The following is a 14,446-nucleotide window of genomic DNA, read 5'->3' on the forward strand; positions in this document are numbered from 1 at the left end:
ACAAGTGACCATGGTCGTGACCTTAACGCAAGTAAAAATATCGAAGTTGAAGCGATAAAGCTTCTAACTGTCGGTGCGACAGGGATAGCCTAATCAATATGTTCTTAGGCATCTCCCACTTCAAATTCATTATTAGAAATAAAGTGGTGAGTCATTCAATCGTTAAATAATATCGTATAAATAAGGAGTCAGTTATTATGAAAGTAATTAATGGAGTAGAATTAGAAAAACTCATTTTATCAAATCCCCCGTTAAATGTTATAGATGTAAGAGAACCATTTGAGCTTGAAGATGGAACCATCCCGGGTGCGGTTAATATTCCGCTTGGCCAACTGCCTCAACAAATTAATGCACTTAATAAAGAGCAACATTATTATGTAGTTTGCAGATCAGGTGCCAGAAGTGGAAATGCTGTAACCTTTTTAAACGAATGTGGTTATGATGCAACAAATGTTGAAGGTGGCATGATGATGTGGAACGGGCCGCTTGAATAAAAGTAAGAGCTGAAAAAGGAAAGGAGTTTTAAAATGTATGACTATACTGTAACGTCAGATAAAACAGTTGAACAAGTATATCAAACTTTATTAGAGGCATTACCAACGATTAAATTCGGTGTATTATGGGAATTGGATTTAAAAGCAACTTTAGCTGAAAAAGGGGTCAATCATGATCAAGAAGGCCTTATTTTGGAAGTGTGTAACCCTAAGCAGGCCAAAACATTAATTGATGAAAATCCGCTAGCCCATTATTTTTTACCATGTAAATTAGTGATCTATCAGGTTAATGGTGTAACCAAGGTAGGGATGCCGAGGCCAACGATCCAGGCACAAATGATAGGAGATCATCACTTAGAACGATTGGCTGAAGAGATTGAGCGGGCGTTGACCAACGTTCTTGATCAGGTTAAATAATGAGTGTATATTGTGTTGTTGATTGAAACAAAGGATGTGTTAACGTGCAACAAGCCATTCTACTAGGCCCATTTGTCATAAGAAGCTCGGATATTCTCTTAATTATAAGCCTTGTTACTGGGTTTGTCTTTTTTCTGCTCACGACGACATTGTCTAAAGCATTAAGGCGGGTATATATGCAGTTGCTTATTGACTTGATGAGCTTCTTTATTTTAGCTTTAATTGCTGCGAAAGTCCTTCTACGTATAGAATTATTTTTGTCTGATCCGTTAGCCGTGCTTGCCCACCCTAGTCATGCTAACGCATTTTATTTGGCTACTTTAATAAGTGGATTATATGCATACAAAAAATTCCGAATCCATTCATTTTCACCTCATTTTGTTATTGATGGGGTGATACGTCTATTATTGTCAACCAACTTTGTCTACCTATTTGGTTTGTTAATATTATTAGATAGACAAGTATCTATCTATCAATTAACCTTTCACGTTGTCCTCTTACTTGTCATTATTTTTTATCAAGATAGCAATCATCGTTACTTATTCTATCCATTAATTGTTGGAATATGGGGATTAGGACATGTTATTTTGAGTTTATTTAGTCAGGTTCAATTGTTTGGTTTTTATCTTTCAAATTATTACTATTTTATTATAGGTATAGTTGGCTGCATTTACTTATATAATGCCTATAAAAGTCATGGCAAAGAAAACATTTTGAAAGGTTAAGGTGCTATATGGAAAGTACAGTAGATATCACTATTTGGTTAGCTTTTAGTGCAGGTGTATTATCTTTTTTATCACCTTGTACACTACCTATTTTTCCTGGTTACTTATCTTATATTACAGGGGTCAGCGTCAAGGATTTACAGGAAAAAGGCAATCTTAAACTCAAAGTAAGACTTTTCATTCATGCAATTTCTTTTCTGCTAGGCGTATCAATGATTTTTTTTAGTTTAGGTTTGGGTGCTACGGTGTTTGGAGAGTGGCTACACCAGCTATTAACAGGAGCATCATCAGTTTTGGTTCAGCGAATAGCAGGCCTTTTTTTAATGGTTATGGGCTTAGTTGTTGGTGGATGGTTCCGTTTTTCGACATTGATGAAAACAAAGCGATTTCAAATTAAAACGAAGCCAACCGGTGTATTAGGTAGTTTTTTTGTAGGCATTGGATTCTCGGCAGGGTGGACGCCATGTATTGGTCCTATATTCGCTTCAATTCTAATTTTAGCAGCATCAAGCCCTGCAGAAGGTGCGCTGTATACGAGTATATATATCATAGGTTTTGCACTACCTTTTTTATTTTTAACCTTTTTTTTGAGTTATGTAAAATGGATCGTGAAGTACAGTGAACAGATCATGAAATTAGGTGGTGGGCTAATCGTTATTTTTGGTTTATTGTTATTTACCGGTCAGCTAGCTCGTTTTTCAAATTATATTTTGCGTATAATCCAAGATACATGGTTTTCTAACATAGGTTAAAGGAGGGTGAATTTTGAAAAAAATACTATTATTGGTTGTTATTTTAGCTATGTTTGGCTGGGCTATATATGATTATATGAGCGATCATGATGATCCAGTAGCTACGGACTCATTTTCAATTACTGAAGAAACAGAAGTTCAGCAATTGAAAGAGAATGTGAATGGCGGTGTCGGTATAAATATTGGTGACCAAGCACCACCATTTGAATTAGAGACTTTAGCAGGTGAAACGATTACGCTTGCTGATTATCAAGGGAAAGCTGTAATGTTGAATTTTTGGGCAACATGGTGTCCACCTTGTCGTGCTGAAATGCCTGATATGGAGAAATTTTATCAAAATCAAGAGGTTGAAATTCTAGCTGTCAACCTTACAACGACTGAATCAAGTGAGAAGGATGTTGAATCGTTTGTTCAGGATTATGATTTGAATTTTGTTATTCCTCTAGATAAACAAGGAGAAGTGTCATCGCTCTATGCGATTCGACCCGTTCCTACAACTTTTATGATTGATTCAAATGGTATCATTCAGCAAAGAGTGTTTGGTGCTTTGAATTATGATCAAATGGTACAAGCGCTACGTGAAATGGAGTGACACGTTCTTTCCTCTACTCACACACAAATTTGCCGCTTTGTGTAGGCATCCATCATAAGAAAAACTTGATTGTCTAATCATTTTTAATACGCTGTTGTCAACGACATGCAGTGATTAACACTGTTGGGTAAACAAAACGTCATTGCTACCGCGTCCAATTAATTACTGTCACAAACATGAAAATCCCCCTTAAACTATTTGATAATAATAATTATAATGTATATACTAAGAAAAGAAACTATCTACACCAGATAAGTGTTGACAAACAACCTCTGAGCGAAGGTTTGTTTATTTCTAAAAAATGGTATTTCTTAAAAACATATGAGAATAACCTATATACAAGCTTTTTAATAGGAGATAAAAATATATTATTATTAAGTTGACTTATTTTTATTATTATATTATAATAATTATAAATTAGTAATAAAAATAAAATGATAACAGAGGGGGGATATGAACAACAAACAGTTACTACAAGATCACCTGAATTAGTTAATTGCTACATATGGTGTGCTGTTTACGAAGTGAAGTTGCATCAGTACCACTGGTTTGTAAAAGGTTCGAATTTCTTTGTACTTCATGAAAAATTTGAAGAGATGAAGTAAATCAGCATTTTGATGAATTTGCAGAGCGATTATTAACAATTGGTGGAACACCATATTCCACATTGCAGGAGTTTATTTCGTTTGTTTTGATTAAAGAGCAACCTTATAAGAAAGCACTTAGTCAAATGGAGATGGTGCAAGCGGTGCGAGGTGATTACCAAGTATTAGCTTCTGAGCTTGCAAAGGCAATTGAATTAGCGGGTAAAGCAGCTGATGATATTACTGAGGATATGTTTATTGGTAATCTAGAAAAAACAATCATGGTGAATCTAAAAATAATGTTTAATTTTTGTCAATAATGGGAAGAAGAAATACCGTATAAACAAATAAATTAATTAATACTATGGAGGTTTTTTAAAATGGCAGCAAATAAAGCATTACAAGATCATTTAAACAAGTTAGTCGCTACACATGGTGTGCTCTTCACCAAGCTCCATCAACATCATTGGTTTGTAAAAGGACCAAATTTCTTTATTCTTCATGAGAAATTTGAGGAATTGTATGATGAAATTAATGAACATTTTGATGAGTTTGCTGAACGTTTATTAACAATTGGAGGGGAGCCGTTTTCAACATTACAAGAATTTATTGATAATTCCTCCATCTCTGAAACACCGTATACTAAAGAAGTGAAGCAAGCAGATATGGTGAGAAGTGTACTTGAAGATTTCGGCATCCTTGTTAAAGATCTTGCAGAAGGCATTAAGCTAGCAGGTGAGGCAGAGGATGACATTACTGAGGACATGTTTATCGGTTACAAAACAGAGATTGAAAAGAACATGTGGATGTTAGAAGCATACTTAGGTTAAAAAACATAAAGCCCGGTTATGAAACCGGGCTTTATGTTTTTAGTGTAGCTTCCATAATCGTAAGTAAGTTTTCAAAATGAGGTTTCTTTACGAAATCTTTAGCACCAATCTGTAAACACTCTTCTATAAGAAAGGTGGTTCCGGTAGCAGAACACATGATTATTTTAGCTTGTGGATCAATTGCTAATATCCGTCTTAAGACCTCGACCCCCATAAGTTCTGGCATATGAATATCCAATAAAACAATATCGGGGTTTAATTTACGATATTCTAGAATTGCTTCATAACCATTTGCAGCTTCACCAGCTACTAGATAACCATTTTGTTGAATAAGTCGCTTTATCCATGTGCGCATGAAAGAAGAATCATCAACAATTAATACACTATTCATTAGGTTATCCCCTTCCATCCATGTCAATCTCTCTCTGTTTCCATAATAGCAAAAAAAAATAAAAAAAGCGATTCATTTTACTCGTGAGAGGAAAATCTTTAGAAAATTCCGCGTTTTAAACAATGGGGAATTAGATTTTGACTGCCTTTCAGAAAATAGTTACATACATCTTATATTTGTTACTATGTAATTATAACTCCATAAAATTTCATTTATTTGCTGAAGCTTTGTCTGTTTTTTATCATAAAAAACGAATCATCAATCAGCGAGCGTTTCCGGACGGTTAGCTGTGATAAACAAAACTGGTCAGTTGTACTGACCAGTTTCCGCTTTTAGCTTTTAATAGAATGATGCGCCAACAATTATGAGTAAGATAAATAGTACGACAATCAAAGCAAATCCGCCACCAAAGCCCTGACTAGGCTGTGGATAGCTACATCCGCATCCATACATATCTTTTCACCACCTTAACCTCGATTTACTTTAGCATATGCCTGTTATGAAATCATGTTAGGGCAAAAGCCTTCTTTTGATCAATTAAAAAGTCTGTTGTAAAGCAAGTGATTTAAGCTTGTTATAAAAGATATATGTATGGAAAAGCCGTTTCAGCTTTAGAATTAATCATCTAGTGGCTTTACCTAGAAACGACTCAATCAAGTGTGCACTTTCGTTGTTTTCTCACTGATGGAAGGGAGCCATTAGCTCCCGGTTAAATAGAGGAGCTCTATTCGCTATTTTTAGTCGGGTATTTTACGAACGCTTACCTGTGGTTAATTATAACTCAACTTTCTCATCTGAATTTTCGGGTTCAGCTAAGATAGCATAAGGGTAAACTCATATTAAATATAAGCGTTGACTTTGAATATAGATTTTCGATTTATGAAAACTTTTCGTTTTAGACGCGCAGGTGAGCTATGTTCTGCTTCCCGTGGACGTGGCTTGAGCTACTCCCACAGGAGCCTACACATATCTCACTTGCTATATAGTAACAGCTATTTTAATATTTCTTTAATTGCTTTAGCCACACCATCTTGATCGTTACTTGTCGTTGTGTAATGGCAACTTTTCTTAACACCAGCCTCAGCATTCCCCATCGCGACACTGCGTCCAACGATTTCTAGCATCGATAAATCATTATAATTGTCTCCAATTGCCATCACTTCACTTAGCTCAAGGTTTCGGTCTTCAGCAAGTAGCGTTAATGCGATACCTTTTTGGGCGTCAGGGTGATTAAATTCAGCGTTATCAAAACCAGAAGATGTGACGGTTACATCATCACTTTTAAGAAAGGGAGCTTTTATCCGCTCAAGTCCATCAGCTTCCAAAGAAAAAGCTAGTGCTTTGTAAATATCAACTTCATCATTATTGATTACGGTTTGAAAGTCTTTTGTAAATATAAAATTTTCTTCTTGAAAACGTTGTTCGGCTCTTTTTTCAATTTCTTCTTCGGTAGCTTCTGGATGTGCAGAGAGCATAATATTAACCAATACGTCCATAAAATTTGAGCGGTCCATGGAATAGACCCCTTTATTTGTATATAGCTCAAAGTAAGCATTTTCCTCTTTAACTGTATGTAATATTTTTTGGGTCACTGCTTTCCCCATTTTTATACTGCGGGTCATTTGAGCATCTACTGTATAGATATTAGCACCATTCAAACAAATGATTGGACATTTTAATCCGGCTTTGTTAATAGGGCGATATGCTGAGTAATAAGACCGTCCTGTAGCTATAACCACCTCTATACCAGCTTTCTGTGCTGCTTTTATAGCTTGTGCATTCTGCTCACTTACCTCGCCAACTGAAGATAGTAAAGTACCGTCTAAATCTGTAGCTATCATTTTAATCATAAAAAAACGCTCCTATCTCATACTTGATTACTTTTATATATTAGTGTGTCCCTTATACAGCATACCTGAGATTTTTCATATCAGCAATAAATGAAGTGTTGTTTTTATGTTAAGAATCCTTTTTGTTAATGTTTGCCGCGTGTTAGCCATTTACTCAGTTATTTGTATGAACAACAAAGCAAATTATTTTAATACTGAGACTTGGTTTATGTATAATAAAAAAAGAAAGGAAGTGAAGTTCTCATGATTCCTAAACCACTTGTGCAAGTTAATCAAGCTTTTTTAGTGATAACAACGCTTTTAGGATTGTTGATAACACCTTACATTTTAGTATTGCCTTTTCTAATTGGTGTGATCACATTATTAAGTAAACAAAATCCACTTATTCGATTAATCCAACCGCTATTGAGGAAAGGTGTAGCTGATTACCCACTAGAAGATAAGGGGCAACAATTATTTAATCAATCCATTGCCACGGTTTGTCTTGGTTTGAGCTTATGTGGTTTTTGGCTTGACTTAAATATGATTGGCTATATATTTGGTATCATGGTTATTGGAGCAGCCGGTGTCGCTTTAATGGGCTATTGTATTGGCTGTACAATCCGCTATCGTTATATCATGTGGAAGTATAAGCGTGGACAAGCAAAGTCTGGCTAAATAGCAGGTGTAAATAAAACGTACCTTCAATTAGCTGGAGGCGTTCTTCTCCCGCTGATTGTTCGTTGAGTGAATCAGGCCGTTAGCATCCGCCTGAATAGATGATCTCAGCTTTCCGTTTTGAGGCGTGCGTTTTACAGACAGTTAATCTGTGAGAAATATAGAATGAAGGGGATGGCATGCTTGTCTGGATTTAATCAACAATTTATTTTTTCTATTATTATCATTACGTTAGGTTACTTTTTAAAGCGTATGGGTTGGCTTAAAGCATCAGATGGTGAGGCAATATCACGCTTAATTTTTAATTTAACTTTACCTGCATTAATTATCGTTTCGTTTCATGATTTAGTATTTGAATTATCTTTGGTCATTATTATTATAACTGGACTTATATTTGGTTTTGTATTAACCCTATTAGGGATTATTTTTTTTGACAAAGAATCGAAATCCATTAAAGGCATGCTCGTGATGATGATCCCGGGTTATAATGTAGGTTTATTTGCATATCCACTTGTTGAAGGGATATGGGGCACAGAGGGGATTCGCCATTTTGGCATGTTTGATGTCGGGAATGCTTTTATTGTCTTTGGCTTAGCTTATTTATTAGGGAGTTACTATTCAGATGATCAAAACAGATTAACAATGGGAATTGCCCTGAAAAAGTTGTCAAATTCAATACCGCTAATGACTTATTTAGTTATATTTATACTTAATATTCTCTCTATTCAATTACCAAGTCTATTGATTGATACGGCTGATATTATTTCATCTGCTAATATGCCCTTATCATTACTCTTACTCGGTATTTATGTTAATTTTAATTTTAATCGACAATATTTCCGCTTGATTAATAAATTTATTATTGTTAGATATGGTTTTGGTTTACTAGCTGGTCTATCGCTCTATTTCTGGTTACCAGTCGCAGAGATGATTAGAGCAACTTTGCTAATAGGCGCCGTGTTACCTATCCCGCTTTCGTTAATTCCCTATGGTGTTGAATTTGGCTATGATAAGCGTTTTATTGGAACGACCTCTAATGTGACAATGCTGTTAAGTTTTCTATTTATATGGTTATTCGTTAATATCATATTATGAATAGCTGTCCCCCAAAGTAGGTATTGATGCTTTGGGGGCGTTATGTTATTTGCGATCATTAAGTAACTGCTTTAATACATCACTAAATTGATCATCTTTAACAAGATTTTTAAATAAATCCATTGATTCTTCTAAAAGCTCTGGATTGTCTTTTAATTGGTTGAAGATGTTATTAAATTGCTGATTATTGTTCTCCTCTGTCAATGATTTCACCCCCTGAGGTAAAAAAAACTTTGACCAGTTATCAGGTAATGATGGCAATGAACACTTAATCTTTTGGAAGAGGTCGATGAGTTGGCTACGATATTTAGGGTTTTTAACAACCGCAGCTATCCCTTCTAAAAGGCGGACAGAGTCTCTGCTAATCCCTCTTTGCTTCCATTCATTAAATAATTGGTCGACCCAAACATCAGCGCGAGGAATTGGCTTCTTCTTATTTTTGACTCTTCTAAATTTCCCTGATTCATCTCGTTCAAAGGCTAAAATAGACTCCTTCAATATGACACACTCCTTTCATCATCTTTACTGCTACTATATGGCTCAGTTTGTTTTTCGTATCAGTCAAATATCCCGTTATCATAAACTTCAGCTCATTAATGAGAGACAATCATTGGTTTTGTAAGAAACTATGGAAATCAACTAGACCGTATTTTCTGACTATCATAGATTATTGATGTGAGGCTTCATAATACCTCTGAGGGGAGGGAGAGAAATGGCTATCATTGCTGCTTTAGCATTACTCTTCTTTTGGTTCTTGATATTTACACCAATCATTGTTATTATCGCGATCCTAGCTTTATTGTAGAATGAAGAAAAGAGGCTGGGACAAAACCCACTAAAAGAAAAAAACGGATTCTGAAGAAATCTCCTTCAGATCCGTTTTTTTTGATGTTTTAGACAGGAAAATAGGGAAACCTTCTGTTAGAATTAAAGTCACCACAACCTAATCCAAAGGAGGTCTCCCTATGTTTAAAGATTATAACATAAATCAGGTTGTTTTACCGCTCGATATGGAGATGAAATTGCAGGAAAATGATATTGCTTACGCTGTGAATGAGCTCACGGAGTCGATTCCTGAAGAAGCCTTCGCAGGCTTTTTGCGTGCAACAGGCTGCCCAGCGTACCATCCACGCATGATGTTGAAGATTATTCTGTGTGCCTATACCCAGTCTGTGTTCTCCGGAAGAAAGATAGAAGGGCTACTGAAGGACAGTGTGCGTATGATGTGGCTGGCCCAGGGTTATGAGCCAAGCTATCGTACGATCAATCGTTTCCGGGTTCATCCTGAGGTGAATGAACTGTTGCGTCAGTGCTTTGTACAGTTCCGCTGTAAACTGGTTGAGGAGAAACAAATTGAGGAAGAAGCCATTTTTATAGACGGAACAAAACTTGAGGCGAACGCGAACAAGTACACATTCGTCTGGAAAAAGTCGGTCGAAGGATACAGTGCCAGTTTGGTGGAACGGTCGAATCGTATGTACGAAGAGCTTCTGGAAAAAGAGATTATCCCAGAGCTAGAAAGGGAAAGTTGGGACGCACTTTCTGAACAAGAGCTATCCAGCATTATTGAAAACCTGGATGAAACAGTCCAGGCATATGATGAGAAAATTGAAGCAAGTGAGGATGCTGCTGTACGAAAAGAGTTACGCTCGGAGCGCAAGGAACCAAAGCAGTATCGCAAACAGTTCCAAAATTTTTTACAACGCAAAGAGAAATACCGTGTGGATATGGAGATTTTTGACGGCCGAAACAGCTATTCTAAGACGGACCATGACGCCACCTTTATGCGCATGAAAGACGACCATATGAAAAATGGACAGCTTAAGGCCGGCTACAATGTGCAACTGGCAACCGAAGGCCAGTATGCGCTTGCTTATGATATTTTTCCAAATCCGACGGATACACGCACCTTCATTCCTTTCCTGGATACAATCGAAAAAGACTTTTTCGATCTTCCCGAATATATTGTAGCGGATGCCGGCTATGGCAGTGAACAGAATTACATGGATGTCGTGAATAATAGAGATCGCTCCCCTTTGATCACCTACAACCAATATCGGAAAGAGAAGAAAAAGAAGGTTAAGAATAACCCTTTGAATACAGCCAATTGGGCATATGATGAGGAAACAGATACATTTACTTGTCCGAACGATCGCACGCTCTCGTTCTGTCATCCTTCAACAAGAAAAGATAGATATGGATTCATACGTCATTTCAAAACCTATGAATGTGAAGATTGTTCTGGCTGCCCACTGCGTGACCGGTGTACAAAAGCGAAAGAAGGAAATAACCGGAGACTGTATATTAATGAAACATGGGAGAACCAAAAAGCCTATATTCGAGAAAAGCTTTCAGAAGAGAAAACGGGTGAAATCTACGGCAAGCGAAAGATTGATGTAGAGCCAGTCTTCGGATTCTTGAAGGCTAATTTGGCGTTCACCCGATTCTCCGTAAGAGGAAACGAAAAGGTGAAAAATGAAATGGGCTTCGCGTTCATGGCAGTGAATTTGAGGAAATACACTGCCTCGGACAACAGCCAATCCCCAAACAATTCAAAAGGCAAGGACAAAAAAGCATTTGATCACCAAGAATCGGTGATCAAATGCTTTTTCTTTCATTTTAGGCTAGTTATGTCCCAGCCTCATTACTATTAAAATTGAGAAATCCCCCCAAAAATGCTAATGAGTATGCTAAAGTAGTAGTAACTTAAAATGAGCGAGGTGTACAAATGAAGAAGCAACAAATAATCACTGTTACACTTGCTATGATGCTTTGCGTAGGAATACTTGTGCCAATTATGTTAAGTAATCAGAATGGAAAACAAATATCAAGGGCTGAAGGTAATATGCAAGGAAGCATGATAGCATTGGACACTTACAAAGCAATAAACCGTAACTCCCTTGATAAATATATTACTGATGATTTGTTTGTAAGTGAAGATGATGATAGTGGGGAAGAGGAAGAAGAAGGTTTACACGTGTTAGAGGTTGAGGAAGAAAAAGACATAGAGCTAGCTCCAGTACAAACGCCAACAGCACCAGCATCGAGCCCCCGTGACCGTTCGTCTAACAACAATCCAACATTGAGAGAAAGTGACAAGAGCAACGGTAAGAAGCTGTCAGAGCAAGACGAGCATCGGGATGAAAAAAAAGTGTCTAATGATCAATTAGATAAGCCAAAATCAGACAGTGATGATAATAAAAATGACCAAGAAAAAATAAAAGATGAAGAAATAGACGAGGAATCAGAGCCAACAGAGGAGGTAACTGATAATGAAGACCATGAAAAAGTAATTGACGACTAATCGTTTACATATCTTAGTGATAGATGAAGAGCATCATTGGCAGTTGAGTGAATCAATACATGAGCAACTGTTATCAACCACTTAAATGAATTTGCTCCACGCTTTATTTTAAGGTGAGTGTTTTACGGATGGATAAAATGAATGGAGGATGCAAAATGGCTAGAATAACATGTGATTTTTTCTCGGAAGCGCTAACATTAAACACGTCAATGACCGTCTTTTTACCTGAACAAACACACACGCAATTTGGAATGCAAAACCATAAGCGATCGAATACTTTGCACCCAACTTTATACTTATTGCATGGCTTTAGTGATGACCATTCGATCTGGTCTCGCCGGACATCAATTGAACGCTATGTAGCTGAATTAGGACTTGCGGTTGTGATGCCTGATGTTGATCATAGCTTTTATACAGATATGGTTTATGGAAAAAAATATTGGACATTTCTAACGGAAGAGTTACCGCAAGTGGCTCGCTCCTTTTTCCCATTGTCTGATCGCAGAGAAGATAATTTTGTTGCTGGATTATCCATGGGGGGATATGGCGCTTTTAAATGGGCATTAAATAAGCCAGAGCAGTTTGCAGCTGCCGCATCGCTTTCTGGTGTGCTTGGTTTGGCGAAACACCCGCAAAATAGTACGGATAACAATCCAATGGCTCAAACATTGTATAATGTATTCGGGGGAGAAGATATTCGTGGCACGATGCATGATATTTTTCACTTGGTACATGAGCTAAATCAAACGACGGGACCAAAACCAGAGCTTTATCAAGCTTGCGGCACGGAAGACTTTTTATTTGAAGAAAATGTAGCATTTAAGGAGCTGACTGATCAATTATCAATAGATATTAAAACTGTATTTGACCCAGGTGCACATGAATGGGGATATTGGGATTACCATATTCAAGAAGTCTTGAAATGGTTACCGTTAAAATAACGTGAAAGAATAATAAAACATAAAGCATTAACGATAGACTGATCTCATTAAAGTAAACACGCGAAAAGGCCAACAGGTTGACGCTGTTGGCTTTAAATTTTGGACTTAAGCTAATATGTTGAAAAAGACATACAAAATAAATTGTTGATTATCTGACAAACATCAATAAACAGAAAAAGAGAACGATGTTAATCGTTCTCTTTGTTATCAGCATATATTAGTTTTTTTCAACGTTAGCTGCTTGTGGTCCACGGTTACCTTCTTCGATGTCGAAAGTTACGCTTTGACCTTCTTCAAGTGTTTTAAAGCCTTCGCCTTGGATAGCTGAGAAGTGTACGAATACATCGTCTTGACCTTCAACTTCGATAAATCCAAAACCTTTGTCTGCGTTAAACCATTTTACTGTACCTTGTGCCATATTACTTTTCCTCCTAGTGTGGGCGTACCACACAATGTATTACTATTCTTGCTCAAGCATCAAAACGAAAACTTTCACGTTGCTAGTTACTTGAAGTGTTTTGTCGAACAAAATAGCTAAAATCATTATAACAGGTTAGCTTTTTTAATGCAACCCCTTACCTGTTAAAATAGATGTATTTCTTTAAAATTAAGCATATGCATTTAGATTTAATTATTAAAGGACTAGCTATTGCTTCTCATTACAAATAAAGATAGTATAGTAACAGTGTTGATGTTGTATTAAAAAGTGAGGAGTTATGCTATGGTACTTAAACAATCAATTTATGGATTAACGCAGTTAGAACTAACCAATTGGTTCCTTAGTCGTGGACTCAAAAAATTTCGAGCCAAACAGGTTTGGGATTGGCTATATGTGAAGCGTGTGCGGGACTTTAATCAAATGACTAATTTAAATAAAGAAACAAGGCAACTACTTGAGGATCATTTTACTATAGAGACACTTGAAGAAACAATAAAGCAAGAATCTAAAGATGGCACAATTAAATTCTTATTTAAACTTTCTGATGGCAATTTAATCGAAACCGTATTAATGCGATTTTCATATGGCTTATCAGTTTGTGTCACCACACAAGTTGGCTGTAATATTGGTTGTACATTTTGTGCCAGTGGCCTGTTAAAGAAAAATCGTGATTTAACCAGTGGTGAAATTACTGAGCAAATTATGAAAGTTCAACATCATTTGGATCAACAAGGCAAAAATGAGCGAGTTAGTCATATTGTTGTGATGGGTATAGGGGAGCCATTTGACAACTATGATCATACGATGGCATTTTTACGTATTGTAAATGACCAAAAAGGTCTATCAATCGGTGCGCGACATATTACCGTTTCAACAAGTGGATTAGCCCATAAAATTCGGGATTTCGCAGATGAACAATTACAAGTTAATCTGGCTGTTTCTTTACATGCACCGAATGATGAATTACGCACAAAAATTATGAAAATTAATAAAGCTTTCCCAATTGATAAGTTAATGGCTGCGATTGATTATTATTTAGAAACAACAAACCGTCGTATTACTTTTGAATACATCTTGTTGAAAGGTGTTAATGATCGTAAAGAAGAAGCTGTTCAGCTAGCTAAATTATTGCGAAACAAGCGTCATTTGGCATATGTTAATTTAATCCCTTACAATCCTGTAGAAGAGCATAACCAATATGAGCGAAGTGAAAAGGATGCCATTGTTTCCTTCTATGAAACATTATTAAATGCGGGGATTAATTGTGGTGTTAGAGTCGAACAAGGATCTGATATTGACGCGGCTTGTGGACAACTTAGAAGTAAGCAAATGAAAAAGGTTAATTAAAAAAGGAAATGATTTATACGAAGTCATT

18 protein-coding genes are annotated in these 14,446 nt (G+C 36.5%); 13 read left to right on the forward strand and 5 right to left on the reverse strand.

Annotated features, from left to right (window positions below; all coding sequences use genetic code 11):
- The first annotated feature begins 197 nt into the window (after positions 1-197).
- From B494_RS0106910 to B494_RS0106940, 7 genes are all read left to right on the forward strand, one after another.
- Positions 198-494, forward strand: a complete 297-nt coding sequence (locus tag B494_RS0106910) for a rhodanese-like domain-containing protein (protein ID WP_017471654.1) — start codon at positions 198-200, stop codon at positions 492-494.
- A gap of 33 nt (positions 495-527) precedes the next feature.
- Positions 528-911, forward strand: a complete 384-nt coding sequence (locus tag B494_RS0106915) for a DUF302 domain-containing protein (protein ID WP_017471655.1) — start codon at positions 528-530, stop codon at positions 909-911.
- 44 nt (positions 912-955) lie between these two features.
- Positions 956-1,636 (forward strand): hypothetical protein, encoded by a 681-nt coding sequence (locus B494_RS0106920; protein ID WP_017471656.1) that lies wholly within the window; start codon positions 956-958, stop codon positions 1,634-1,636.
- 8 nt (positions 1,637-1,644) lie between these two features.
- Positions 1,645-2,388, forward strand: a complete 744-nt coding sequence (locus tag B494_RS0106925; RefSeq protein WP_017471657.1) for a cytochrome c biogenesis CcdA family protein — start codon at positions 1,645-1,647, stop codon at positions 2,386-2,388.
- Positions 2,389-2,401: 13 nt separating this feature from the next.
- Entirely contained in the window at positions 2,402-2,980 is a 579-nt protein-coding gene (locus tag B494_RS0106930; protein WP_017471658.1) for a redoxin domain-containing protein, read from the forward strand.
- A gap of 643 nt (positions 2,981-3,623) precedes the next feature.
- Positions 3,624-3,884: a ferritin-like domain-containing protein gene (locus tag B494_RS21710; RefSeq protein ID WP_420884343.1), complete on the forward strand. Its 261-nt coding sequence runs from the start codon at positions 3,624-3,626 to the stop codon at positions 3,882-3,884.
- A gap of 60 nt (positions 3,885-3,944) precedes the next feature.
- Positions 3,945-4,394, forward strand: a complete 450-nt coding sequence (locus tag B494_RS0106940) for a Dps family protein (RefSeq protein WP_017471660.1) — start codon at positions 3,945-3,947, stop codon at positions 4,392-4,394.
- 31 nt (positions 4,395-4,425) lie between these two features.
- Here the strand turns inward: B494_RS0106940 and B494_RS0106945 are convergent, their stop codons facing one another.
- From B494_RS0106945 to B494_RS0106950, 3 genes are all read right to left on the reverse strand, one after another.
- On the reverse strand, positions 4,426-4,785 hold the full coding sequence (locus B494_RS0106945) for a response regulator (RefSeq protein WP_017471661.1): 360 nt from the start codon (positions 4,783-4,785) through the stop codon (positions 4,426-4,428).
- A gap of 339 nt (positions 4,786-5,124) precedes the next feature.
- Complete coding sequence (locus tag B494_RS20490) at positions 5,125-5,238, reverse strand: YjcZ family sporulation protein (RefSeq protein WP_017471662.1); 114 nt, start codon at positions 5,236-5,238, stop codon at positions 5,125-5,127.
- A gap of 539 nt (positions 5,239-5,777) precedes the next feature.
- Entirely contained in the window at positions 5,778-6,635 is an 858-nt protein-coding gene (locus B494_RS0106950; RefSeq protein WP_017471663.1) for a Cof-type HAD-IIB family hydrolase, read from the reverse strand.
- Positions 6,636-6,878: 243 nt separating this feature from the next.
- On the opposite strand from B494_RS0106950, the gene B494_RS0106955 reads away from it, so the two are divergent.
- Both B494_RS0106955 and B494_RS0106960 read left to right on the forward strand, forming a co-directional pair.
- A complete protein-coding gene (locus tag B494_RS0106955; protein ID WP_017471664.1) occupies positions 6,879-7,292 on the forward strand; it encodes a DUF4395 domain-containing protein in 414 nt (137 codons plus the stop codon).
- A 174-nt stretch (positions 7,293-7,466) separates the two neighbouring features.
- Complete coding sequence (locus B494_RS0106960; RefSeq protein WP_241211410.1) at positions 7,467-8,387, forward strand: AEC family transporter; 921 nt, start codon at positions 7,467-7,469, stop codon at positions 8,385-8,387.
- 45 nt (positions 8,388-8,432) lie between these two features.
- Here B494_RS0106960 and B494_RS0106965 read toward each other — a convergent pair whose 3' ends face one another.
- Entirely contained in the window at positions 8,433-8,885 is a 453-nt protein-coding gene (locus B494_RS0106965) for a hypothetical protein (RefSeq protein ID WP_017471666.1), read from the reverse strand.
- Positions 8,886-9,352: 467 nt separating this feature from the next.
- Between B494_RS0106965 and B494_RS0106975 the strand changes: the two genes are divergently transcribed.
- From B494_RS0106975 to B494_RS0106985, 3 genes are all read left to right on the forward strand, one after another.
- Positions 9,353-11,041 (forward strand): IS1182 family transposase, encoded by a 1,689-nt coding sequence (locus B494_RS0106975; RefSeq protein WP_017471668.1) that lies wholly within the window; start codon positions 9,353-9,355, stop codon positions 11,039-11,041.
- A gap of 74 nt (positions 11,042-11,115) precedes the next feature.
- Entirely contained in the window at positions 11,116-11,691 is a 576-nt protein-coding gene (locus B494_RS0106980) for a hypothetical protein (protein ID WP_017471669.1), read from the forward strand.
- Positions 11,692-11,846: 155 nt separating this feature from the next.
- Positions 11,847-12,632: an alpha/beta hydrolase gene (locus tag B494_RS0106985; RefSeq protein ID WP_017471670.1), complete on the forward strand. Its 786-nt coding sequence runs from the start codon at positions 11,847-11,849 to the stop codon at positions 12,630-12,632.
- A 217-nt stretch (positions 12,633-12,849) separates the two neighbouring features.
- Here the strand turns inward: B494_RS0106985 and B494_RS0106990 are convergent, their stop codons facing one another.
- A complete protein-coding gene (locus tag B494_RS0106990) occupies positions 12,850-13,050 on the reverse strand; it encodes a cold-shock protein (protein ID WP_017471671.1) in 201 nt (66 codons plus the stop codon).
- Between the two features lie 303 nt (positions 13,051-13,353).
- Between B494_RS0106990 and rlmN the strand changes: the two genes are divergently transcribed.
- Positions 13,354-14,418: a dual-specificity RNA methyltransferase RlmN gene (gene rlmN, locus B494_RS0106995; protein ID WP_017471672.1), complete on the forward strand. Its 1,065-nt coding sequence runs from the start codon at positions 13,354-13,356 to the stop codon at positions 14,416-14,418.
- Positions 14,419-14,446 lie beyond the last annotated feature (28 nt).

It is taken from the genome of Amphibacillus jilinensis Y1, assembly GCF_000306965.1.
Classification (GTDB): domain Bacteria; phylum Bacillota; class Bacilli; order Bacillales; family Amphibacillaceae; genus Amphibacillus_C; species Amphibacillus_C jilinensis.

Excerpts from the sequence above, each read along its gene's own strand:
- B494_RS0106910 (WP_017471654.1), top strand. The coding sequence starts at position 198 with ATGAAAGTAATTAATGGAGTAGAATTAGAAAAACTCATTTTATCAAAT.
- B494_RS0106915 (WP_017471655.1), top strand. The coding sequence starts at position 528 with ATGTATGACTATACTGTAACGTCAGATAAAACAGTTGAACAAGTATAT.
- B494_RS0106925 (WP_017471657.1), top strand. The coding sequence starts at position 1,645 with ATGGAAAGTACAGTAGATATCACTATTTGGTTAGCTTTTAGTGCAGGT.
- B494_RS0106940 (WP_017471660.1), top strand. The coding sequence starts at position 3,945 with ATGGCAGCAAATAAAGCATTACAAGATCATTTAAACAAGTTAGTCGCT.
- B494_RS0106945 (WP_017471661.1), bottom strand. The coding sequence starts at position 4,785 with ATGAATAGTGTATTAATTGTTGATGATTCTTCTTTCATGCGCACATGG.
- B494_RS20490 (WP_017471662.1), bottom strand. The coding sequence starts at position 5,238 with ATGTATGGATGCGGATGTAGCTATCCACAGCCTAGTCAGGGCTTTGGT.
- B494_RS0106950 (WP_017471663.1), bottom strand. The coding sequence starts at position 6,635 with ATGATTAAAATGATAGCTACAGATTTAGACGGTACTTTACTATCTTCA.
- B494_RS0106955 (WP_017471664.1), top strand. The coding sequence starts at position 6,879 with ATGATTCCTAAACCACTTGTGCAAGTTAATCAAGCTTTTTTAGTGATA.
- B494_RS0106960 (WP_241211410.1), top strand. The coding sequence starts at position 7,467 with ATGGCATGCTTGTCTGGATTTAATCAACAATTTATTTTTTCTATTATT.
- B494_RS0106975 (WP_017471668.1), top strand. The coding sequence starts at position 9,353 with ATGTTTAAAGATTATAACATAAATCAGGTTGTTTTACCGCTCGATATG.
- B494_RS0106980 (WP_017471669.1), top strand. The coding sequence starts at position 11,116 with ATGAAGAAGCAACAAATAATCACTGTTACACTTGCTATGATGCTTTGC.
- B494_RS0106985 (WP_017471670.1), top strand. The coding sequence starts at position 11,847 with ATGGCTAGAATAACATGTGATTTTTTCTCGGAAGCGCTAACATTAAAC.
- B494_RS0106990 (WP_017471671.1), bottom strand. The coding sequence starts at position 13,050 with ATGGCACAAGGTACAGTAAAATGGTTTAACGCAGACAAAGGTTTTGGA.
- rlmN (WP_017471672.1), top strand. The coding sequence starts at position 13,354 with ATGGTACTTAAACAATCAATTTATGGATTAACGCAGTTAGAACTAACC.